At 44.6% G+C, this 23,194-nt stretch carries 23 protein-coding genes and 1 tRNA gene; 6 read left to right on the forward strand and 18 right to left on the reverse strand.

Features of this window, described 5'->3' with window-relative positions:
* Positions 1-214 precede the first annotated feature (214 nt).
* Positions 215-955, forward strand: a complete 741-nt coding sequence (locus C1N53_RS16350) for a M48 family metallopeptidase (RefSeq protein WP_137760336.1) — start codon at positions 215-217, stop codon at positions 953-955.
* A 129-nt stretch (positions 956-1,084) separates the two neighbouring features.
* Here C1N53_RS16350 and C1N53_RS16355 read toward each other — a convergent pair whose 3' ends face one another.
* The 8 genes from C1N53_RS16355 to C1N53_RS16390 all read right to left on the reverse strand — a co-directional run bounded on the left by C1N53_RS16355 (position 1,085) and on the right by C1N53_RS16390 (position 10,961).
* Entirely contained in the window at positions 1,085-1,339 is a 255-nt protein-coding gene (locus C1N53_RS16355; RefSeq protein WP_137760337.1) for an acyl carrier protein, read from the reverse strand.
* A 1-nt stretch (position 1,340) separates the two neighbouring features.
* The gene (locus C1N53_RS16360; RefSeq protein WP_137760338.1) at positions 1,341-4,757 is read right to left on the reverse strand and encodes an efflux RND transporter permease subunit; all 3,417 of its coding nucleotides are present in this window, start codon (positions 4,755-4,757) and stop codon (positions 1,341-1,343) included.
* An 18-nt stretch (positions 4,758-4,775) separates the two neighbouring features.
* Positions 4,776-5,930 carry an efflux RND transporter periplasmic adaptor subunit gene (locus C1N53_RS16365; RefSeq protein ID WP_137760339.1) on the reverse strand — a complete coding sequence of 385 codons (1,155 nt, stop codon included), beginning with the start codon at positions 5,928-5,930 and terminating at the stop codon, positions 4,776-4,778.
* 29 nt (positions 5,931-5,959) lie between these two features.
* Complete coding sequence (locus C1N53_RS16370) at positions 5,960-7,429, reverse strand: TolC family protein (RefSeq protein ID WP_137760340.1); 1,470 nt, start codon at positions 7,427-7,429, stop codon at positions 5,960-5,962.
* Positions 7,430-7,451: 22 nt separating this feature from the next.
* Positions 7,452-8,084: a TetR/AcrR family transcriptional regulator gene (locus tag C1N53_RS16375; RefSeq protein ID WP_137760341.1), complete on the reverse strand. Its 633-nt coding sequence runs from the start codon at positions 8,082-8,084 to the stop codon at positions 7,452-7,454.
* A gap of 193 nt (positions 8,085-8,277) precedes the next feature.
* Entirely contained in the window at positions 8,278-9,021 is a 744-nt protein-coding gene (locus tag C1N53_RS16380) for a LytTR family DNA-binding domain-containing protein (RefSeq protein ID WP_137760342.1), read from the reverse strand.
* Positions 9,018-10,043, reverse strand: coding sequence for a sensor histidine kinase (locus C1N53_RS16385; protein ID WP_240773247.1), 1,026 nt, complete (start codon positions 10,041-10,043; stop codon positions 9,018-9,020). The genes C1N53_RS16380 and C1N53_RS16385 overlap by 4 nt, the downstream gene beginning before the upstream one ends.
* A 132-nt stretch (positions 10,044-10,175) precedes the next feature.
* Positions 10,176-10,961, reverse strand: coding sequence for a LiaI-LiaF-like domain-containing protein (locus C1N53_RS16390; RefSeq protein ID WP_137760343.1), 786 nt, complete (start codon positions 10,959-10,961; stop codon positions 10,176-10,178).
* A 307-nt stretch (positions 10,962-11,268) separates the two neighbouring features.
* Between C1N53_RS16390 and pheS the strand changes: the two genes are divergently transcribed.
* From pheS to C1N53_RS16410, 4 genes are all read left to right on the forward strand, one after another.
* Complete coding sequence (pheS, locus tag C1N53_RS16395) at positions 11,269-12,294, forward strand: phenylalanine--tRNA ligase subunit alpha (protein ID WP_137760344.1); 1,026 nt, start codon at positions 11,269-11,271, stop codon at positions 12,292-12,294.
* Positions 12,295-12,373: 79 nt separating this feature from the next.
* Complete coding sequence (locus C1N53_RS16400; protein ID WP_137760345.1) at positions 12,374-13,231, forward strand: 3-hydroxyacyl-CoA dehydrogenase NAD-binding domain-containing protein; 858 nt, start codon at positions 12,374-12,376, stop codon at positions 13,229-13,231.
* Positions 13,218-13,631, forward strand: a complete 414-nt coding sequence (locus tag C1N53_RS16405; protein WP_240773248.1) for a hypothetical protein — start codon at positions 13,218-13,220, stop codon at positions 13,629-13,631. Before C1N53_RS16400 ends, C1N53_RS16405 begins: the two co-directional genes overlap by 14 nt.
* A 128-nt stretch (positions 13,632-13,759) precedes the next feature.
* Positions 13,760-13,833: transfer RNA gene (locus tag C1N53_RS16410), tRNA-Asn, on the forward strand.
* A gap of 103 nt (positions 13,834-13,936) precedes the next feature.
* On the opposite strand, the gene C1N53_RS16415 is transcribed toward C1N53_RS16410, so the two are convergent.
* From C1N53_RS16415 to C1N53_RS22590, 5 genes are all read right to left on the reverse strand, one after another.
* A complete protein-coding gene (locus C1N53_RS16415; protein WP_137760346.1) occupies positions 13,937-15,127 on the reverse strand; it encodes an NRAMP family divalent metal transporter in 1,191 nt (396 codons plus the stop codon).
* Positions 15,124-15,897, reverse strand: coding sequence for a LamB/YcsF family protein (locus tag C1N53_RS16420; protein WP_137760347.1), 774 nt, complete (start codon positions 15,895-15,897; stop codon positions 15,124-15,126). Before C1N53_RS16420 ends, C1N53_RS16415 begins: the two co-directional genes overlap by 4 nt.
* 3 nt (positions 15,898-15,900) lie before the next feature.
* Entirely contained in the window at positions 15,901-16,905 is a 1,005-nt protein-coding gene (locus C1N53_RS16425; RefSeq protein ID WP_137760348.1) for a biotin-dependent carboxyltransferase family protein, read from the reverse strand.
* Positions 16,895-17,638 carry a 5-oxoprolinase subunit PxpB gene (pxpB, locus tag C1N53_RS16430; protein WP_137760349.1) on the reverse strand — a complete coding sequence of 248 codons (744 nt, stop codon included), beginning with the start codon at positions 17,636-17,638 and terminating at the stop codon, positions 16,895-16,897. Before pxpB ends, C1N53_RS16425 begins: the two co-directional genes overlap by 11 nt.
* 294 nt (positions 17,639-17,932) lie before the next feature.
* Positions 17,933-18,100, reverse strand: a complete 168-nt coding sequence (locus tag C1N53_RS22590) for a hypothetical protein (protein ID WP_168194047.1) — start codon at positions 18,098-18,100, stop codon at positions 17,933-17,935.
* 499 nt (positions 18,101-18,599) lie between these two features.
* Between C1N53_RS22590 and C1N53_RS22595 the strand changes: the two genes are divergently transcribed.
* Positions 18,600-18,773 (forward strand): hypothetical protein, encoded by a 174-nt coding sequence (locus tag C1N53_RS22595; RefSeq protein ID WP_168194048.1) that lies wholly within the window; start codon positions 18,600-18,602, stop codon positions 18,771-18,773.
* A 130-nt stretch (positions 18,774-18,903) separates the two neighbouring features.
* Here C1N53_RS22595 and C1N53_RS16435 read toward each other — a convergent pair whose 3' ends face one another.
* The 5 genes from C1N53_RS16435 to C1N53_RS16455 form a co-directional block, all read right to left on the reverse strand.
* Positions 18,904-19,515, reverse strand: a complete 612-nt coding sequence (locus C1N53_RS16435; protein ID WP_137760350.1) for a sterol desaturase family protein — start codon at positions 19,513-19,515, stop codon at positions 18,904-18,906.
* A 119-nt stretch (positions 19,516-19,634) separates the two neighbouring features.
* On the reverse strand, positions 19,635-20,144 hold the full coding sequence (locus C1N53_RS16440) for a shikimate kinase (RefSeq protein ID WP_240773249.1): 510 nt from the start codon (positions 20,142-20,144) through the stop codon (positions 19,635-19,637).
* Between the two features lie 122 nt (positions 20,145-20,266).
* Positions 20,267-21,328: an ABC transporter permease gene (locus C1N53_RS16445; protein ID WP_137760351.1), complete on the reverse strand. Its 1,062-nt coding sequence runs from the start codon at positions 21,326-21,328 to the stop codon at positions 20,267-20,269.
* A 14-nt stretch (positions 21,329-21,342) separates the two neighbouring features.
* Complete coding sequence (locus tag C1N53_RS16450) at positions 21,343-22,443, reverse strand: BT_3928 family protein (RefSeq protein ID WP_137760352.1); 1,101 nt, start codon at positions 22,441-22,443, stop codon at positions 21,343-21,345.
* Positions 22,444-22,633: 190 nt separating this feature from the next.
* On the reverse strand, positions 22,634-23,179 hold the full coding sequence (locus tag C1N53_RS16455) for a DUF1599 domain-containing protein (protein WP_137760353.1): 546 nt from the start codon (positions 23,177-23,179) through the stop codon (positions 22,634-22,636).
* Between the last annotated feature and the right edge of the window lie 15 nt (positions 23,180-23,194).

Here is a 23,194-nt window from a genome sequence, read left to right on the forward strand (position 1 = left end):
CTTCTGCTGCTCTTTTTATTGTACTTTTTAAAGTTTTTTTGAAAAAATCAGTTAAAAATAGCGTATTTATTAGAAGTCTTATATTCCAAAATATAGTACAATTCACATACATAAATTTAAATAAAATCAGATAAAAGCACTGTTACCATTGGTTTTATAAGAAAATTATTACTTATATTTGATTTTAAAATTTGTACTTAAACTTTTAGCCAAAGTGTCTTCACAATTTTTACGTTTAACTTCCGTTAACCTGCACATCGAGGGTATCGGAAAGGTTCTTATTGAAAGAAGCGACAAAGCCAAACGTGTTAGTATTAGCGTTAGGCCTTTAAAAGGTATTCGTGTAGCTGTTCCTCCGGGCATTAGTTTTGAGAAAGCTGAGCAGTTCATCTATACCAAAGCTGACTGGATCAAAGAACACCAGGCCCGCATGCAGCAGCATGAGGAGAAAGTTACGACCTACCATCCTGACCAGGAATTTAAAACCCGTTACCATACTTTGAGATTGTTAACGCATGCACAGTACAATATGCGTTGCGTTATTCAGGACGGGTACATTAACGTTTTTTATCCTGCTTTTAAAGATGTGCAGGATAACGATGTGCAGAAGTTTATTCGTAAATCGATTGAAGAAACATACAGACGCGAGGCGAAGCAATATTTGCCACAGCGTGTAGAGTACTTTGCAAAGAAATTTGGCTTTCAGTACCAGAATGTGTTCATCAAAAACGCAAAATCGCGCTGGGGCAGCTGCTCATATACTAACAACATTAATCTGAACCTGCACCTGATGCGCCTGCCAGAGGCCCTCTGCGACTATGTAATCTTGCATGAACTGGCACACACGATAGAGAAAAACCATGGTCCGGGCTTCTGGGCTCTTCTGGAGAAGGTGTGTGTGAATTCTAAAGTCCTTGACCAGAAACTAAAAGCTTTCCGTATTTCTATTTATTAAACCAATTGCCTATTATACAACTCTACCTACCTACTTAATCAGAAAGCGCCTTCAACGCTTATAAACTATAAAAACAGCGCGCGCAAGGGATACCCCTTGCGCGCGCTGTTTTTATAGTTTCAACTTATTTTAGCAGGCAGCACGCATGGTATTACTTGCTACATAATCAATAAAGTCGCCTACAGTATTAATAGGAACTTCATCCGGAATTGTAATACCGAAGTTTTTTTCCAGCTCCAGGATAATATCCACCAGATCAAGCGTATCAAAACCAAAATCCTGGGATAAGCGGGCTTCTGCCTGTAAGCGTGTAGGCTTTATTTCTTTTGTTCTGCTAATGATACGGATAACCTCCTTCTCTATAGCTTTGTTGGTAACTATCATATTAGTAAATGTATTCTCTAACTTTTCCGTTAACTGGTAATTCCTCTTGTTTCACCTGAAGAGCATCTGCTCTCTTCTTCTTGCCTATGATTCTGTCTTTTACTTTTTCGTTCAGCAGGTACATAACCGGAACAATTAACAGGGTTACTATAGTAGCAAAGCTTAGCCCAAAAATAATTGTCCATGCCAGTGGTCCCCAAAAAGCGGCACTGTTACCGCCCATAAAGAAATGTGGTTTAAATTCTGTAAATAATGTATAAAAGTTAAGGTTTATACCTAACGCTAAAGGCACCAATCCTAATATAGTAGCCACTGCTGTCAGCAAAACAGGGTTCAAACGTGTTTTACCTGCTTCTACAATAGCCTCTCTTAGTTCTTTACCTTCGGCCAGAAGTATATCAGTAAATTCCACAATTAAGATGCCATTTTTTACTACAATACCTGCCAAAGCCACAATTCCTACACCTGTCATTACAATTGAGGCATCCATACCGAAAATAGAGAAGCCCAAAAGCACCCCGATGATACTGAACAGCACTTCTGAAAGAATGATAAAAGGCTTAGAAACCGAGTTAAACTGTGTAACCAGGATTAAGAAGATGATGCAGAAAGCAGCGCCTAAAGCACCTATCAGGAACATACCTGTTTCCTGCTGTTCTTCCTGCTGCCCACCCATTTTCACTTCGTAACCTTCAGGAGTTTCGAAATTCTGCAGTGCCTGCTCAATTGTAGCCACTACTTCGTTGGCATTGTAGCCAGCCAGCACATTCGACTCCAGCGTAACCATACGCTTCAGGTTTTTGCGCTTAATACCCCCATAAGTAGTAGAGTATGCCACATTTGCCACAGAAGAAAGCGGTATCTGGCGTACCTGTCCTGAGTTCATATCGCGGTAGGTAATACGCATATCCAGCAGAGCATCAATGTTTTTGCGATAAGGCGCTGCATACCGCACCTGTATAGGGTACTCATCCTCCTCTAATTTAAATTTAGAAGCCTCTTTACCGAAGATAGCTGTGCGAAGCTCGGAACCAATCTGTGCCGTAGAGATACCTTCACGGTTGGCTCGCTCACGATCGACATTCACTACAATTTCAGGCTTGCTGTCTTCCAGGTCAGATCTCAGACCTTCTATTCCCCCAATCTGCTGATCGTTGATATACTTCTCCACATTCTTCGAAAGCATGATCAGTTCTGAGAAGTTTTCGCCTGCGATTTCTATACTGATAGGTTTGCCTACTGGCGGGCCGTTCTGCTCTTTATCTACCGTAATGTCGGCACCCGGAATACCTTTTACTGCCTCACGAATTTCTGAAAGATACTCAGCAGAGGTTTTATCACCCACACGATCCATGTACTCTACAAAGGCCACAGTAACCTTGCCTTTATGGGATTGTGCTGTCGCACTACGGTCGTTTTGGTCGCCTGCCCCAATGGCCACGTTAGATATTACAGATTCCACATCCGGATTACGGGCTCCTATTACTTTGTAAATGCGGCTCTCCACCACTTTGGTGATCGAATCGGTAACCACCTGATCCGTACCAACTGGCATCTGAATGTAGGTGTATACAAAGTTCGGATCGCTATCCGGGAAGAAAACTACTTTTGGAGACCGGATTCCAACCATTACAAAAGACAGGAAAAGCAAACCGATAATGCCCACAAACACACCTACAGGCCTCCAGCCAACCAATGCCCAGCGCAACAATTTTTCATAGCTGTTCATAAACTTCGGCAACACGCGGTTCTGGAACTTATCAATCAAACCAGTGAACACATACTTGTTCAGGGCGATGAGCAGCAGCACCAATACAAGTATGTTGGCTGTTCCGTAGAATCCGGCTATATAGCATAGCACTGCTACTGCCAGTGCAACCAGCATCGAGATAACAAAGGTTCTGCGTGCTTTTGGCGATACCTCTTTCTGTTCATCTTTCTTCATGAAAGAAACTGCAAAAACCGGATTGATAATAAAGGCTACCAGCAGCGAAGAAAGCAAAGTAACAATTAATGTAATAGGCAGGAATTGCATAAACTTACCAACAATACCAGGCCAGAACAGTAGCGGGAAGAAAGGGGCAATAGTCGTAAGTGTACCTGCCAGCACCGGCACAAATACCTCCCCAGCGGCCAATTTAGCCGACTTAACCACTCCCTGGTTAGACTGATGAAAGATACGGTGCGTATTTTCTATTACCACAATAGCGTCGTCTACCACTATTCCCAAGGCAAGCAGGAAGGCGAACAGCACGATCATGTTTAGCGACACGCCGAAGAAGTAAAACGTGATAAACGCCACAAACATAGAAATAGGAACCGATAAACCCACAAACACTGCATTGGTGGTTCCCATAAAAAACATCAGGATAACGGTTACCAGCACAAAGCCGATAATAATGGTATTGATCAGGTCGTTCAGGGTATGGCGCGTCATGGTAGACTGATCGCCTGTTACGGTAATTTTCAGATCTGCCGGCAGCACGGCTCCTTCCATTTCCTCCAGCGTTGCATTAATGTTATCTGAAGCTTCTATCAGGTTTTCGCCGCTTCGCTTGATCACGTTTAAGGTTATTACAGGGGCATTGTCTAAACGGGCATAGCTTTCCTGTTCCTCAAACCCTTCCTGCACCTGTGCAATTTCCTTCAGCTGGATATTAGCGCCGGCCACCGATTTCACCACAATATCGCCTATCTTGTTCGGGTCTACATACTGGCCTACCACACGTACTGAGCGCTTCATTTCTCCTACTGTAATGTTACCACCGGAGATGGTCATGTTCTCCATCGAAATGGCACGCTCAATATCAGAGAAAGTAACTTTGGCAGACTGCATTTTGTACATGTCTACATTTACCTGCACTTCTTTGTCCAGCGCACCCACCAGGTCTACTCTTGTAATAGCGGGCATTGCCTCCAGGCGGTCCTGAATATCTTCTGCATACTTCTTTAACCTGTCGAGGCTATAGTTACCAGACACGTTGATATACATGATCGGCATTTCAGAGAAGTTCACTTCCTGCACATTCGGGTCCTGGTCAAGGTCGGTAGGCAGGTCGGTGCGAGCTTTGTCTACAGCATCTTTTACCTTCTGCTTTGCCTCCGATACTTCTTCGTCGGTATTAAACTCTACAGTGATCATAGAGAAGTCCTGAATGGAGTTGGAGCTAACCTTTTTAACCCCCGAAATAGCTTTCAGCTGCTTCTCGATTGGGCGTGTTACCAGGTTCTCGATATCAGACGGAGAGGTACCCGGATAGATAGTACCCACAAAAACAGTAGGGATAACTATATCCGGAAAGTTTTCTTTCTGCAGACCGATATAAGAAAATATACCCGCCAGTGAAATGATAATGGTAATGATATAGATACTGGTTCTATTATCGATAGACCAACTGGTTGGCTTAAACTGTTTCATAGTTTTGGCTTTAAATGATTATTGGTTAAGGCTGCTTACCTGGCTGAAAACCACAGGCTGCCCTTCGTTCAGGTTCTGGTAACCCGCCGTGATAACCTGATCGCTGGCTGATAAGCCTTTCAGCACTTCTACTCTACCATCATAAGACACACCTGTATCTACCTCTTGGCGGGTAGCGATGTAGCCATTGCCTTCTTTTTTGGCTACATATACAAACTGAGACTTTTCATCTTTCTGCACCAGGTTTACCGGCACCGAAATAGCAGTTTCATTTTTATAATCCTGAATGCGCACCACCGATACCAGGTTAGGGCGCAGCACCACCTCCCGGCCCAGGTTCTGCAACTTTAGCTCTATGATAAATGTGCGACTGGTCGGGTTAATATATTGACTCACAACTTGAACTGTAGCAGTTGCTTCCTGCTGAAGATCAGGGAAATAGACTACCGCTTCATCGCCTTTCTTGATCTTGGATAAGTAAGCCTCAGAGACTTCGGCCACTACTTTGCCACCAGCTGTATTTACCACACGCACAATACCAACCCCCGGAGACACAGCTTCTCCGGCATTTGGCACTACCTCATCTACCACACCATTAATAGGTGCTATAATGTTGTATTGGTTGCGCTGCTCCTGCAGAGTAGCCAGGTTACGCTGTAGCGATTCATAATTGTTTTTGGCTGTGAGGTATTGCATCTCCGTTCCTATTTTCTGGTCCCAGAGGTTCTTCTGCTTTTCGTAAGCAACCTTTGCCAGTTCCAGGCGAGTGCGCAACTCCTGTATGTTCTGCTCCACCAGCATCGCATCAATAGTAGCCATTACCTGGCCTTTCGATACTTTGTCGCCCCGCTGCACACGCACACTTGTAAGCACGCCAGGTACACGGGCACTAACAAATGCACTCTGGTCGAAATCTACCCGGCCCTGCACCTCCAGAAAATGCTTAAAAGGCTCCTGTGTTACTGCTGTAACCGAAACCGGAACAGTTTTCTGCTGCGCCTGCTCTCCCTTACCTTCTGCTTTTAGCTCTGCCTCCAGTTGTGCAATTTGCGTCTGAAGCTCAGCTTGTTCTTTTTTCAGGGCCTCCAGTTGTGCCGCTTTATCGGGGTTATTAGTGCAAGCCGCTAAGAGCGTAATAGCAGCGGCAAAAGAAATTCCAAGTACTCGTTTCATCTTAGGTTTTCGATTAAGTCTTTCTGGTTTTATTTTGTAAGAAGTGTGCCGGTGGCTTTATCAAGATTTACTTTAGAGATAAGCGCATCGTACATAGCGGAGTAGTAATTGGTTTGCGCCTGGCGGAGGTCCGTTTCGGCCGTTACAACTTCCAGGTTCGAGCCAACACCTTCCTGGAATTTTATTTTAGATACACGGGCAATTTCCTCGGCCAGCTCCAGGTTTTCTTTCTGGGATTTAAGCACATCTAATGAGTTTGTCAGTTCTGTAGAGGATTGCGCTAATTCGAGATCGATGCTTTGCCTGAGTTGTTCAAAGCCGTATTTGGTATTTTCGAGTGTTAGCGTAGCCTGCTCTATACTATATCGTTTTTGTAGTCCGTCGAAGATTGGTACCTGTAGCTGCAGCCCTACATACCCAAAATCAAAGTAGTTTCTGTTTGTTGTATTACCATGCCCTGCTCTCACATTTAGCACTTCCGACAGCGAACTACCTACACCACTATAGCCGTAGCGGGCATTTAAGTACAACTTCGGCAGATAACCAGACTTTTTATTGCGCAGGTCCAGGCTGGCTAAATCACGTTGCGTTTCTAAAATCGAGTATTCAATGCGGCTGCTATAGTTAAATTCGCGTTGGTTCATCTTGCTCATGTCTACCTCCACCTCTTCCAGTTTGTCTGTCAGCTCCAGTGGCTGATTCTGCTGCAGTCCCATCTGAAACTTCAGCAGGCTAAGACTCAGCTCCAGCAACCTTTCGGTTTTCTGCTTCTCTACTATCAGATTGTTTAATGAAACACGTAAGCGGTCAACGTCCAGCTTTTCAGCCACACCGTTTTCGAACATTGCTCCTGTTTCATTCAACAGCGTCGTCAGGCGCGTCAGGTTCTGGTTAAGCAATTCCATACGTTCATGGTTTACCAATACACCGTAATATGCTTTACTAACCTGTTCCGCAATCTCAATTTCAGTCTGAGCAGTCGTTTTTTTCGATAGCTCCGTATAGGTTTTTGCAGCCTTCATACCTATCAGGTAAGAACCATCGAACAGCATCTGACTACCTGAAACTGTTATACCTCCTGTATAAGGCTGTACAAAGGTGATGGCTTGCAAGGGAACATCGCCTTGTGGCTCAGGTGTAGAATAAGACGGCTGTAAAACAATCGGCTGCCCAGAATTAAGCTGTGCCGGCGTAATGGTAAAAGGATCTAATACAGAGCCAGGCCCGAAACTGCTCGGATCTATCAATGTCTTTTGCTGAATAAAGTTATTACCCACTTCTGCGGAAGCATTGATCTGAGGCAAACCTATAGCCCTGATTTCACCCACCTTCGCTTTATCAATTTTCTCCTGATTGCGTGTGGCTTTCAGGTTGGCGCGGTTTTGCAACGCATACGCTATGCTTTGCTCCAGGCTCAGGGCCATCGGACTTTGCGCCTTAATTGGCACGGATCCTAACACAGCTACAACTGCTATGATCAGGCAAATCGTTTTTTTCATGGTTTTGGAGGTAGCTTAATAATTATTCTTTTTCAGTAATGTGTCGGTATTCATTAATCAGCTTGTGTCCCTTAAGAGTGGCTAAACCCAGCATGTAATGCTCCAGGTTAACTAGCTGCACGTGTTGTATCTCATATTGGTGAGGCGGAAACAGGAGCCTGTTAAACGGAAGCTCAATCTGCACTGCCCGAAGCTTTGCTACCACCTCCACATCCAGCCCCTCCCGGAATAAGCCTTCTGCAATTCCCCTCCTGATGTTGGCTTTAATGCGCTCCAGCATAAATCCTTCTTTATGTGCCTGCCACCTTTTCCAGCTGCTGGCGTGGTACTTTTGCAGATCATGAAAAATGGCAGGATGAATGCCGGCAAAAATCTTTCTTGTCATGCCCATCACAATAAAAAGTTCATCTATGGCATTTTTAGAATTGCCGACAATGGCATCACACTCTTGCTCAATCTCCTGTATGTAACCATCAACCGCCTCATACACAATTTCGTCTTTGTTAACATACCATTTATATATTGTCTTTTTCGACATAGAAAGATGGCTGGCTATGTCATCTACTGAAATACTTTTAATCCCATTCTGAAAAAAAAGGTGAAGCGCCTCTGCCGCAATTTTTGCTCTTGTATTTATGGTTTCTATTATTTCCATGGCTCCTTATCTGGAACCAAAACTATGGAAACATTTTTTATAACAAAAGTTTCCATGCAATTTTCTGTATATAATTCTTTACTTGAAAACGATGTTAAACCATTACAATACAAAACTTTGCTACACCCTTCGCAGCTATCACAAGTGCTCCTTAATTCGGTTTAGGCGTTAAAGTAACCCTGTTGGTCCGGACTTAAATACCCAAACTGGTTCTCAGTTTGCTATACCCGCTTTTGCTTAATGGCACCCGCACCCCGTTCTTTAGCAATGCTACATGGTTATCTTTCTCCAGAGGTTCTATGCGTGTGAGCTGTGCCAGCGCCAGAATAAACGACCTGTGCACCCGCACGAATTGTTTTGGGTCCAGCACCTTTTCATAATAGCTCATGGTCTTTTTCTTCAGGAAGCAGCCATCTTTGGTATAGACCTTTACATAGTCGTCGTAGGCCTCCAGGTACTCCACCTCCTGTACCGGTATAATCTTAATATTACTACCCGCTTTTACCACAATGCGCACCTGCTCTTCAGGCTGTTTACCTGCTGCCTCTGCCAGTGCTGCTGTGGTAGGAGCAGGCTTATTCAACTGCCTTTGCTGCAGCCACTTCCTGACAGCATTGTTAAACCGCTCCAGGCTGAAGGGCTTTAGCAGGTAATCAACGGCATTGGTTTCAAACGCCTTAATAGCATATTCATCGAAAGCCGTTGTAAAGATGACATCAGGAACAGCCTCTACCAGTTCCAGCATTTCAAAACCATTTATCTTGGGCATCTGGATGTCTAGAAACAGCAGGTCTGGCTGGTGCTGCATGATAGCCTTCACCCCTTCAAACCCATTGTCGCACTCCTGCACTACCTGTATTTCAGGATAGTGCTGCAGGTACTCCAGCACAATGCTTCGGGCCAGCGGTTCATCATCTATTATCAGGCACTTAATCATAGTTTCTGCGGGATTTTGAGTGTCGTTGTAAATGTGCTATCATGTTGCTCCGTTTGCAGCAGATCCTGCCGGGCATATAACAGGTAGAGCCTGCGCCTTATGGAGTTCAGGCCGAAGCCGGTGCCACGCCTTGGGTGCACCGTTGCGGGATCGAAAGGGTTCCTGACTTTTATTACTAATACTCCTCTCTCAGCTGCTGCCTCCAGGGTAATCATGGTATTATCGAGAGTATCATACAGCCCAAACTTGATGGCGTTTTCTACTACAGGCTGTAGCAGTAACACCGGCAGTTGCAGCCTTAGACTTTCTTCATCATGCGTAACAGCAGTCTGGAGTCTGTTTCCAAATCGCACCTTTTCTATATCAAGGTAAAGCTGCAAGTGCTTTAGTTCATCTGCCAGCGGCACCAACTGCTGATCGTCTTTGCGCAAGGTACCTCGCAGAAAGTCTGATAGCTGGTGAATCATTTCACGGGCTTTCTCTGGCTTGCCTCCTACCAAAGCACTTATAGAATTCAGGCTGTTGAACAAAAAGTGCGGCTGCAACTGCTGCCGTAAGTTAAAAAGCTCTGCCTCCCGGGCCATTTTTTCTGTTACTATTTTTCTTTCCTCTGCCTCCTGCTGCCCCCTGATGTAAAACCACAGCCAGTTCAGCAAAAGCACAAACGAGATCATCAGCCAGGTAAAAGCAAGCCTAACAGGTATAGCTTCATCGGCAAAAGCTAGGTAAGCCACCTCTTCTTCCAGCAGCTGTTCTATGCTCCAGTTATAGATGGCAGTACAGATTGCGGCCAGCCCCAGGCTCCATGCCAGCAGCGAAGCCAGATTCTTAACGCCTGGCTGGTAAAAACTAATTGCAGTTCCCATGGCATAGCTGCTTCCTACTACCAATGCACTGGTTACAAGAGCATCTGTTAAAGCAATTTTAAAAGTATAGCCAAGCTGAATTAGCATGAATACAAGTACAATAGCCCAAAGTAGCGCCCAGCCCAGGTAAACCAAGATTACTTTAAGTGAAGACATGATAAAGATGCTAGATGCCAGCTTTTAGATACCAGATCCGGTAGGCCAGCTTAAGCTCCTGAAAAATCAGCTTCTCAGACACTTGCCCTGCCGTTTCTAATGCAACTTTCAATTTTCCAGGCTTCACTTGCATTAATAACTCCTGATATCGATGCCACCGAAAAGAAGTACACCTTTCAGCACCAGCACTTTATTTTCAGTCTGATCGGCAGGGCCTGATGGCCTTTTCTCTTCTACCCCTCCAAACACAGCTACAATTTCAGATCTAATTTTCCAGTGAGCGGGCACAATCAGTTTTGTGCCTCCGAAAACCTGCGTTACATCCAGCACCACCTCCCCTTCAAAATCAGCTTGGGAAAGGTTGTATTCTGTACCGCCACAAAAGGTCACAATCTCACCTCCTCTGAAATCTTTGGTAATAATATGTTTCTTGATGCCTCCGAATACTGCCGTACCATCTATGTAATCTTCTTTCGTAGCAACTACAGGCTCCAGAGGGGCAACCTCATTCTCTGCACTATGATAAAACCGGTCTCTTCTTCTAAAACGGGGGGCACAGGTTCTTTTCGGCTTAAACATAATCCAGACACCCGCCAGAATGATCAGTACCGGCCAAAGGTATGGCCTTAACGAAATTTGCGGAGCAACATCTTCCAATAAGAAGATAGAGCCAATCAGGATGGGCACCAACCAACCAAAGTTCCGGAAAGAATGCCTTGCTCCTGTATATATACCTATTACGATCAGCAATACTTTCCAGGAAAACACCCAGCGGGGCAGGTAAATGGCATCCAGCTGATAAGCAAGCACAATGGCTCCAATTGCAATCACTACAAGCCCACCGAGCACCCTGCCTGAGCGATTGTCGCGCGTGCCCCAGTTTCCGTATTGTTCAGAAGTAATATGTTTATCTTCCATAATCTTGATATTTGTTCAAAGCTAAAGTAATACCTTTCATAGCACAATGCTATATAGGCAGAACAGGATATAAAATCGGTAAACAGCGGATATGTATCGGTAAACAACCTTGCTGCTCCTCTGCCAAACCTTCACCGCCTGCTCTGTGTCTCAAAATTGCCTGACCAGGTTTGATAAAAGAAAAAATACACGACCAAACATCTGATAAAGGTGCTGAACAGTAGCTATTCGTCTCTCACCTGTTTCGTAACTTAGTTCCGGCTAACTTATAGGGTATGAACCTTTCAAATTATTATCTTTGCATATTATGGTTGAGAAGATACAAAGAGTAGCACAAGAGATAGAGGCGGCACAGCTAGGCAATGCTGCTGAACTGGAGCAATTCCGCATCGCATACATCGGTCGTAAAGGGCTTATTGCTTCGCTTTTCGACGATCTGAAGCAGGTGGCACCCGAACAGCGCCGCCAGGTGGGGCAGGACCTGAACCGCCTTAAAAACAGGGCACAGGAAAGGTTTGATCAGGCCCAGGAACAATTAGCTAACACAACTGACAGCGGCAACGCTAATGCTTTTGATTTTAGCCTTCCAACAGTACCCAATACCTTGGGCACCCGCCACCCGCTTTCACTGGTCCGTAACGAGATCAACCGTATCTTTTCCCGTATAGGCTTTAATATATCAGAAGGCCCTGAAATGGAGGACGACTGGCATAACTTTACTGCGCTTAACTTCCCGGAGAACCATCCTGCCCGTGAAATGCAGGACACCTTCTTCCTGAGCCAGGATCGGGATAAACTACTTCGTACCCATACCTCCACCGTGCAGGTACGCCTGATGGAGATGCAGAAGCCGCCGCTGCGCAGTATTATGCCAGGGCGTGTGTATCGCAACGAAGCCATATCAGCAAGAGCACACATGGTATTTCACCAGGTAGAAGGCCTTTATGTAGACAAAAATGTGAGCTTTGCCGACCTAAAGCAGACACTTTATTACTTTGCGAAAGAAATGTTCGGGCAGGATACCAAGATTCGCTTCCGGCCTTCGTTCTTCCCTTTTACAGAACCAAGTGCTGAAATAGATATCACTTGCCTTATCTGTAAAGGCGAAGGCTGTAATATATGCAAGTACTCAGGCTGGGTAGAGATTGGTGGCTCTGGTATGGTGGACCCGAACGTACTGCAAAATTGTGGTATAGACCCGGAAGTTTATTCAGGCTTTGCCTTTGGTATGGGTATAGAGCGCATTACCATGCTGAAGTACCAGATAAAGGACCTGCGCCTTTTCACTGAAAATGACGTACGCTTCCTGAAGCAGTTTGAAGGCGTTATTTAATGTAGAATAAAGGATTACCTGAGGGCTGCTGCTTAAGATCAGCCTTCAGGTAATCCTTTATTTATTTAGCCTTTCATATATGAAATTCGAAGAGATTAAATCTATAGGTATAGTTGGTGCCGGCACAATGGGGCAGGGCATTGCACAGATATGCGCCATGGCTGGCTATACTACCATTCTCTTTGATATCAACGAAAAAGCCTTGCAGGCTGCTGAAGCCTCCATCTCTAAAAACCTGGATAAGGGTATTGAAAAAGGTAAACTGACAACCGCTGCCAAAACTGCAGCACTAGGAAATCTTGCCTTTACAGGGAATACGCTACAGGTGCATGCCAACGTTATTATTGAGGCTGTTGTAGAAAAGCTGGAGATTAAGCAAAGTATCTTTAGAGAACTTGCCGACATTAACAGTGCAGACACCATTCTGGCTTCCAACACGTCTTCTATTCCGATTACACGCATAGCCGCCGCTGTGCCGCATCCGGAGCGGGTAGTAGGAATGCATTTTTTTAACCCTGCTCATATTATGAAGCTGGTCGAGGTAATTTCCGGTGCCGCAACAGCTCCGGAAACGGCTGAAACCATACAGCAACTAGCCCTGAAGCTGGAGAAAGTACCTGTTATGGCCAAAGATGCTCCGGGCTTTATTGTAAACCGGGTAGCCAGGCACTTTTATGTGGAGGCCCTGAAGCTGTTAGAGGAAGGAGTGGCTGACGTTCAAACCATTGATAAGCTGATGCAAGCCAGCGGCTTTAAAATGGGGCCATTTGAACTTATGGACCTGATAGGTGTTGATACTAATTATTCGGTTACCAACTCTATGTTTGAGGCCTTTCATTATGATTCTAAATTCAGACCAAGCCGCATACAGCAACAGAAAGTGGATGCAGGGCACCACGGCCGCAAAACGGGCAAGGGCTTTTATGACTATTCCTAAACTTTTACCAATCCTATCCCTGTTTCTGCTCCTTTCGTGCAGCAGCGACGAATTAAGACCACGCATACCGGATGTACCTGTAAGCGAACAGATCAATCTGCAAAGCCAGCTATACAACAGGCTTCGGCAGGATGGCGGCTATGTTTACCTGCAGGCTGGGTATAAGGGGATCATCCTGATACGGCAGGGCTCCAGCTATCTGGCATTTGAGCAAACCTGCCCCTATGACCCCAGCACCTCTTGCAAGGTAGAAGCACACGAGTCTAACCTTTACCTGATTGACAACTGTTGTGGCTCGCAATACAACTTTCAGGGAGGTGTGATGGCCGGTCCCACTGTTTATGGATTAAAGCAGTACAATACCTCTCTCTCCGGCTCCATTCTATATGTAACGAATTAATTTTTTAAGATTGATTTACAGTAAATTATACTTTTTTTAAAGATTTTTTTGCGAGACTACTTGCATAATCAGATTTACTGCCGTAATATTGCATCATAATTCAACGGCAACAACGCCACGAATGAAACTCTTCCTTAGCTCAGTCGGTTAGAGCATCTGACTGTTAATCAGAGGGTCCCTGGTTCGAGCCCAGGAGGGAGAGCTTGAAAAAAAGCCACTTACAGGTAAAACTGCAAAGTGGCTTTTTTGCTTCTATACAATTTATACATATCAAAACCTTCTATGATTCGGCCTACACTTAAAGTTTATTTAAACAGCTGTGGCAGTTGCTGAAGCAATGTATAACCGCCAAGCCAGGCCATTACCAGTACGACCAGTCCTCCAAACAGGGTAAGCCACACGGGATGTTTATAGCTGCCCACCAGCTGTTTTTTATAAGCAGCGATTAAAATAGTACCCAGCGTGATAGGCAGGATTAACCCGTTTAGAGCCCCTGCCAAAATCAGCAAGTAAACAGGACGGCCTATAGTTACGAAAATAGCTGTTGAAATAGCAATAAAAACAATAATCACCCGGTTCTCATACTTTGCAACATGCTTGTTGAAAGATTTAATGAATGAGACCGAAGTATAAGCGGATCCGATAATAGAAGTGACGGCTGCTGAAAGCATTACAACCCCAAATAATTTATAGCCCAGATTACCGGCAGCCAGTTGGAAGACAGCAGCAGGAGGATTAGCCGCGTCTAGTTCATAGCCCTGACTGACAATACCAAGAGCTGCCAGGAAAAGAAAAATACGAATGATGGAGGCAACCGTGATACCAGAAACAGCGCTTGTGTTTACTTCAGGTAAAGCAGCCTGCCCTTTGATGCCAGCATCTAAAAGTCTGTGCCCGCCCGCAAAGGTGATATAACCTCCTACAGTACCTCCCACCAGAGTCACAATAGCAATTATGTCGATTTGATCAGGCAAAAAGGCTTTTTGAACAGCTTCGGCAACTGGTGGCTCAGACGTTATAGCCACGTAAACAATCAGCAGAATCATCAGAAAGCCCATTACCTGCGCAAAGCGGTCCATTACCTTACCTGCTTCTTTCACTAAAAACACAGCAATGGCAATAGCGGCTGCCATTATTGCTCCTGTTTCAGCCGACACTCCTAACAGCACATTAAAGCCTAAGCCTGCACCACCTACATTTCCTATGTTAAATGCTAAACCACCCAGCACAATAAGTACCGCTATAAAAAGGCCCAAACCAGGCAAAACAGCATTGGCAATATCCTGAGCACGCTTTTCGGAAACGGCTATTACCCGCCACACGTTCAGCTGCACCCCTATATCCAGTATAATAGAGATGCCTATAACAAATCCAAAACTGGCTGCCATCGTTTGGGTAAAAACAGTGGTTTGTGTTAAAAAACCAGGGCCTACGGCAGAAGTTGCCATTAGAAATGCAGCACCCAGCAAAACACTCCAATTCCTTGTCTGTTTCATGTATTCAGGGAGAACGCTTCTACAATAATCTCTTCTTTTTGTAGCGCATCCTGTATAAGTTGTGCGAAAGATAAAGCATGCGGACCGTCACCGTGAATACATATAGTATCAGCTTTAATCGAAATCTCCTGTCCCTGCTGTGTTCTTACCTTTCGCTCTTTTACCATCCGCAGTACCTGCTGCACAGCTTCGTGGTCATCTTTAATAAGCGCATCAGGCTGGTTTCTGGAGGTCAGGGTGCCATTGGGCTGGTAGGTGCGGTCGGCAAAAACCTCACTGGCTGTGCCAATGCCCAATTTTTCGCCTGCTCTTATAAGCGCGCTTCCTGCCAGGCCGTACAGTATAACTTCAGGGTGAACTTTATAAACGGCTTCTGCTATTGCATCTGCCAGTCCTTCGTTTACAGCAACCATATTATACAGAGCGCCATGCGGCTTTACATGATGCAGAACTCCGCCAGTTGCTTTTACAAAGGCTGCCAGTGCGCCAATCTGGTATACGGTTATGTTAAAAGCTTCGGCAGGAGTAATAGACATTTCACGCCGGCCAAAACCAACTAGGTCGGGCAATCCGGGATGAGCTCCTATAGCCACTCCTTTTTCCAGTGCCAGTTCAACAGTTCTGCGCATTACAGCCGGATCGCCTGCATGAAACCCACAGGCAATGTTGGCGGAACTGATATGCTCCAGAATAGCCTCATCATTTCCCAAGGCATAGGCTCCAAAGCTTTCGCCCAGGTCGCAGTTGAGATCAATTTTTAACGTGTGCATGCTTTACCTGAATTTAATACGAATGGCCTGTTTTAGCTGCACCAGTTGCTTTTCCTGCTCCAGGTATAACTGCTGTGCTTCTTCCAGCGAAACCTCCTCCAAACGAATGCCCCTGCCTGGTACTACCTGTGCCAGCTTTGGAAGATCAGCTGTAACCACCTGCACCATGCGAGGGTAACCTCCTGTCGTCTGATGATCGGCCATTAAAACAATGGGGTGCCCCTGAGAAGGCACCTGTACGGTACCAAAGGTAACAGCACTGGATATTATTTCCCTGGGTTCTTTTAAAGCCAAGGAAAGCCCGATCAACCTATACCCCATTCTATCAGACTGTGATGTAACCTGAAAAAGACTCCGCCAGATATTGCTCTTACTCTCATCTGTAAACAGATCGTATTCAGGGCCCTTTACCGCACGGATAACAGGATCTCTGGCATAAGCAGGATAATAAGCAGGATCAGGTAGCCAAGAGGTTTGCGCAAAGCTGGCTGTGGTGTTCTTCTGATTTAGTTCACCCATAACAGAAGAGGCCGTAGCATTTATACCATTACAGGGAATAAGATCGTTTTCCTGAAGTGCTCTTCCATTTAAACCACCTATACCGGCACGCATATAAGTTGAGTAGCTCCCCAAGGTTTTCTCCAGCTTAAATCCTCCGGAAACTGCCAGATATGCCCTACAGCCGGCTTTAGGAGCTCCAAAATCCAGCACACTCCCTTCTCTAACCAAAACAGGCCGCCACATTTTAACTTCTTCGCCATTAATAGTGGGAGATAAATCTGCACCTGTGAGAGCAATAAGATGGTCTTTCTCAAAAAGGAGCTGAGGCCCCTGTAAAGTAATCTCTATTGTTGCCTCCGTTTCCGGGTTAGCAGTTAGCATGTTGGCTATCCGATGTGCTACCCGATCCATCGCACCACTTACTACTACTCCGTCCTTCTGATACCCATACCTGCCTGTGTCCTGAATGGTGGTAAGTAGGCCTGGCTTAAGAATTCTAAGACTCATGCAGCCACTCCTTTCTCTGCCTGAACTCTTCTTCTGAAATTGGCACAAAGCGAACCTTGTCGCCTCCTTGCAGCAAGCTGGGTGCTGCTTGCTGAGGCTGGAAAAGCACCAGTGGTGTACGGCCAATAAGTTGCCAGCCTCCGGGTGTTTCAATAGAGTATATACCTGTTTGCCTATCGGCTATGCCGACTGAACCCTGTGGTATAGCAGCTCTTGGCGACTCTTTCCGTGGAGCTGCAATTTTATCGCTCATACCGCCCATATAAGGAAAGCCTGGGGCAAAACCAATCATATATACCAGGTACTCCGGCTGTGTATGCAGCGCAACCACTTCCTCTACCGAAATCTTATTATGGTTTGCTACAAATTCCAGATCAGGGCCGAAGATGCCTCCGTAACAAACAGGAATTTCTATAGTCCGGGATTCAGGTGCAGTCAGATAGACATCCGCAATATCAGGCAAAATCTGCTGTATCATATCGGCAAGCTGATCGTAGGCACTAGCACCTGTTAAGCTACCTAAAGCAGCAGGATTATAGTAGATGGTAACGTTGTTGAAAGCCGGAACGAGTTCTATCATACCCTCGAAAGGATACTGCGCCAGGTATGAAGAGAAGTCCCTGACGCGTTGATGAATGCTACGATTGATTTCTCCTCCGAACTCTACTACAATGGCTGCATCTCCAAGCGGGTAAAGTTTAACAGCTTGCAAGCTTTCTGGTGTAATTGTCATACTACAGAGGAGGCCAGATTAATTTCACAGATCAATTTAATAAAACCAGTAATATTGTACTCCTTGTGTTGCTATATAGTTAAGCTATAAAGCTAAATTATACTTGCACTGTTCATTATGCCTCTATGCTGCTTACAGGGTACAGCCATAAAAGCTGTGCAACTCAAGGTTGGAATTGCCAGAACAATTATTCTTTTAAATTAGCGAAAGGTTTAGAAATGAAAAAGGAGACTATAAAGTCTCCTTACAAATATTCTGCAATAATTTACTTCTGCCATTCAGCAGCCGGACCTTTTACTTCCGGCTGAAAAATTTAATATCAAACGAGCTTCCCAAAGTATAAAGCATAATAATGCCCAGCATAGAAGCGCCTAGGATTACATGCTCAGAATACATGAGTTTAACGGCTGCAATCAGCAGCAATAGCGACACAACTGTGACGAAGGAAGAATTTGTTCTCATAAGGCTGGAAGAGTTAATAAAGGTTATATCATAAATTGGTGACTAAATTTAAAAAATAATTTATTGATTTTGCAATGGTTTATCGTTAAAATTTTTGCTTAAAACCATAGTTACAACATAAAAGTTATATTTACACCTGTTTAGTTGTATCATACAAAATCCTACTTTTTTAAGTCCTGTCAGTTTATTAATAAAGTACAACTGCAAAACTTCGTGCTACATAAACAGCTTTTACATTAGCAGCAAAGCTCTGTTAATGTGCTCAAAATGCTCACCTGCAACTCTATAGAGAATTTTACTTATACAAAATTTCCTTGTTCTTAATTTAGCCTGGATCAAGAGCATCGGCCTTTAGCTGTACGCCACCTTTCAACCTTTTCTATTTAAAATCAGTACATTACTATACATGGTAAAATCATCATGTTTTAAGCATTCTTGTTTGTTGCTTAATGTAAAGCAGCTTTTATGCTTCTATAACAAAAACCTAAAAACTAAAACTATGAAAAATATTAGGCCATACTTTCTACCAATACTATTTGTACTCATGACTGTCTCGCTAAGTAGCTGTGAGGTAATAGGCGACATTTTTAAAGCTGGTATGTGGACAGCAGTAATCATTATTGTTATTATTGTCCTGATCATCACCTGGATTTTCAGAAAAATCAGAAGATAAAGCTATAGCAAAGGGTAGAACCGGATGATCACATTTTACCAGATATGATACCTGTTCTACTAATGATTGAGGGGAAGATACTAACTCAGATAAAACAGGAAGGGGAGCTTTTAAAGCTCCCCTTCCTGTTTTATTTCTTAGAGTGTTTAGGCATTGTTCCTAGTATGTAGTCCCATAAGGGAGACGACACACCAAAAGCTACATCATCGTCTTTATAGTGGTGGATACTATGGTGCACCCAAAGCACTTTCAGAAAGTTTTTAGGAGGAGCATAGGCATGCACCGCATAGTGTACAAAAAGGTACATGGCGTACCCAAACAGAAAGCCGGCTACGATACCAAATACAAACTGCCCGAATATTAATTTAAACACAAAGAAGAAGAACGAAGAAATAAACAAGCTCACGATTGGTGGCATTGCCAAACGTTCTTTATCCTTTGGGTAATCATGATGGTTTCCGTGGAAGGTATACTGCACCCGCTCTTTTACTGGTGTATCTGTTTCCATATGGAACAGGAACCGGTGGGCACAATATTCTACAAAAGAAAACATAAACCAGCCTAAAACGAATAAACCCAGTGCTTCGAACACACCAATAAACCCATTCGTAAAGCCATAGTAGATAAGCCCTATTGCAATAACTATAAAAATTGAAATAGGTAGTGCAATATGAGTCCTGGTCATTCTTTCCAGTACAGGATTCTGAAAAATCTGCGCGCGTCCTTTATGATTCGGTTTCATATTTAATAGGTTATATAGAAGGTCATTTTGCTGCAAAAGTACTTAAAAAATGTATTCAGCAAATCTTATACATGCCATACCTTAACTACTACCCATTAACGAGAGCCTGTAGGATAGGTTTACGGTAGATTTAAGATAGTGCTTAGAGCAGCTATAGATTGGTACTGCACAGGCACTTGGTGTTTTGCCTGCTCATAATACTGTCTCCGAGAAATTAATGTTTGACCAATAAATTCTTTTAGCTCTTCTGTAGATTTTCCTGTGAGCAATGGTCTGGTGGCCAGGTTGGTCTTTTGAAGTCTTGCCACAATTTCTTCTACGGACACATCCAGAAAAACACTGGTGCCATGCTGATTCATAAAGCTCATATTGTCGAAAAAGCAAGGTGCCCCGCCACCTGTGGCTACTACTGCCTGCTTATATTCCTGCACAACAGCTTCCAGTGCCTGCCTTTCTTTTTTCCGGAAGCTCTCCTGCCCTTCCTGCTCAAATATCCGGGCAATAGTTCTGCCTTCCCTCGCTTCCAGGTAATCATCTAAATCTATAAAAGTATAGTTTAGCTGTGCCGCTAACTGCCGCCCTACTGTAGACTTGCCAGCCCCCATCATACCTATCAGAAAAATGAGCAAAACCTGTGTTAGTTTAAAATAGTGAGTTTAGAATTTAAAGTGGCCATAAAGCTATTTAAAGCGGTAGTGTAGCTGCATTTTACGATAACTCATTCATAATTAAGCATTCATAATTTATCATACTACTCCAGCTTCACCCTTGGGTCTAGGGCAGCATAGAGCAGGTCTACAAAAATATTGATCAGCACAAACAGGAATGCCACAAACAAGGTAGCTCCCATCACCAGCGGGAAGTCCAGGTTCTGAACAGCTTGTATCGTAACAGCTCCTAATCCTTTCCAGTTAAAGATATACTCAATAAAGAAAGCACCTGCCATTAGCGAAGCCATCCAGCCGGAAGCAGCCGTTACAACAGGATTTAAAGCATTTTTTAAAGCATGGCCTGAAATTACTTTGTAGCGGCTTAGTCCTTTTGCCCGGGCTGTACGAATATAATCCTGCGACATTACATCGAGCATAGAGCTACGAGTTAGCTGCACAATAACTGCAAGCGGCCTTATGCCAAGCGCTACGGCAGGCAGTAAGAGGTTACGCAGCTTCAGTTGCCTGCCCTCAAAGGGATCAATTTCGTAGAGTTGCCCTGTAAGGCTAAGCCCGGTCCAGCTGCTCCAGTAAAAGCCAAAAGTAATGGCAATTAAAATAGCTGCCACAAAAGAGGGCACCGAGATCCCAAGTACCGATGTGGTGATAAGGCTATGGTCGAGGGTGCTATGTGGTTTGAGAGAAGCCAGCACACCGAATAGAATCCCAAAAACCACAGCAATAAGCATAGCTGCTATAGCCAGCCATAAGGTACCTGTAAAATGGTCGAGCAGAATATCGGTTACATTCTTATTGCTTTGGAAAGAACGGCGCAGGTACGGTGTTTTCCAGACCAGCACGTCTTCGCCAAAATTGACAAGCTTGCTATACTCGTACTTCTGCTGGTTTGCCTCTGTATTCTCGTGCACCGAGAGCGGCGACACATCGTTCATGTAATACAACAGTTGCAAAGGCAATGGCTTATCCAAACCTAGATCTTTTGTAATAGCCTCGCGGGTAGAAAGGTCGGAACGTTGCCCGGCCAGCAGTGCCACCGGATCGCCAGGCAACACATTGAACAGGAAAAATACCGCCACCAGCACCCCCAGCAGTATCAGCAGGCCATGCCCTAGTCGGCTAAGTATGAATCCTATGAATTTCATGATCGGCTTTTCTTTTACCTCAGGAGTTTCTGCACCTCTTCTATAGTCGGGGTGTCGTTATAGTGCCACATACCCTGCACCGTACCGTCTTTTAGTAGCATCAGTCCGGGGTTAGCGCGCATCATGGTCTTCAGCACAGTACCATCGCCATAGTAGTAAGGAGCAGCTAGATTTGCTTCGTGCCGGAAGGCCTCAAAGTCCTGACCGCTGGAAGAAGTGATCACCACCGGTTGTATCCCCTGCTGCTCAGCCGCCTGCACTAACTGGTTAATTTCTGTAAAGTTTTCTATACTTGGGTGTGTTTTCGCTACATTGTGCACTATAACAACAAGCTTATTACCGGAAAGCACTTCCTGCGTATGGTCGCCTTCTTCGTTCCAAACATTAAAGTCTGTAATTTTCGGACCATCTTCCGGGTTAATAGCCACCATTTGCTTAAAGGTATAGCCCTCTTCCATCGGGTACTCCTCAAACTCCAGCTCTTTTCCATCCTTCTCCATAATGTATTTGTAGCGCAGCTGAGCAGTTGGCTTCATAAGTGCCGGTATATTGTTGCCAACTTTATATGCCCGGAAGTCGATGTAAGGCAGGTGCTCATAAGCATACCATCCTAAACCCACCGCAATAACTGCCGTAACAGCTGTAATGGTAGCCCCGGCTCTCGGCATAAAAATCGGCTTCAGGTACTTCTGCGTTACCAGCAGTATAACAATCATCACCAGCAACACAATGTCTTTGGTAAACGACTGCCAGGGCGTTAGCTTAATGGCATCGCCAAAGCAACCACAGTCGGTTACTTTATTAAAATAGGCTGAGTAGAAAGTTAAAAACGTAAAAAACACCATCAGCACCAGTAGCGCCACCAGTACTTGCTTAAGCCTCCAACGAATAAGCAGTGCCACCCCCAGCACAATTTCCAATGCACTCAGCACAATTGAAAGGAACAGTGAGAAAGGCTCAAATACTTTAAAAAACGGCGCAATATCCTGTGAGAACACATCAAAGTATTCCTCCAGTTTAATGGCCGTGCCTACAGGGTCATTTATTTTGATCAGGCCCGAAAATATAAAAAGCACGCCAACAAAGAGCCAGCAAAATTTGCTTATGAATTTCATGGTTTCAAGTTAAAAATTTAAAAGTCAGAAGGTCTTTCACCTCCCCTTCCCCACCCAAAAAAAGCAGGGAAATGTAATTCTTCCACAGCATTTAGAAATGCAGCTATAGCCCAAACATCCTGTATGTACACTATAGTATAAAATAGTAATGCTGTACTCCTCTCAATTTTCAGGAGGGGGCAGCGGGAGGCTATTCTGCAAAGCCCAGCTTAATCAGGCAAAACGCGGCATAATTGATCATGTCCCGATAGTTAGCGTCCACTCCCTCCGAGATTAACGTTTGCCCCTGGTTATCTTCAATCTGCTTGGTGCGGTACAGCTTCATCAGGATAATATCCGTGATAGAGCTTACCCGCATATCACGCCATGCCTCCCCATAATCGTGGTTTTTGGCATTTAGCAATTGAATATTCGCCTCAATATGCTTGGTGTATAGCCGCTCCACCTCTTCCGCTGGCAACGTAAGTTCAGGGTTTTCCTGCAGTTCCAGCTGCATCAGGGCAATTATGCAGTAGTTGATAATACCAACAAACTCCGATGAAATGTCATCTTCTACCAGCTGCACTCCTTTCTCCTGGATAGAGCGGATACGCTGGGCCTTAATGAAGATCTGATCGGTGATAGAAGGCAACCGCAGCACACGCCAGGCGGTGCCGTAGTCTTTGGTTTTCTTTACAAATGTATCTTTGCAACGGTTTACAACCCGATTATATTCCTGGAGCGTTTGACTAATCAACTTTTTAGCTTTAAT

This window comes from Pontibacter sp. SGAir0037 (assembly GCF_005491705.1).
GTDB lineage: Bacteria > Bacteroidota > Bacteroidia > Cytophagales > Hymenobacteraceae > Pontibacter.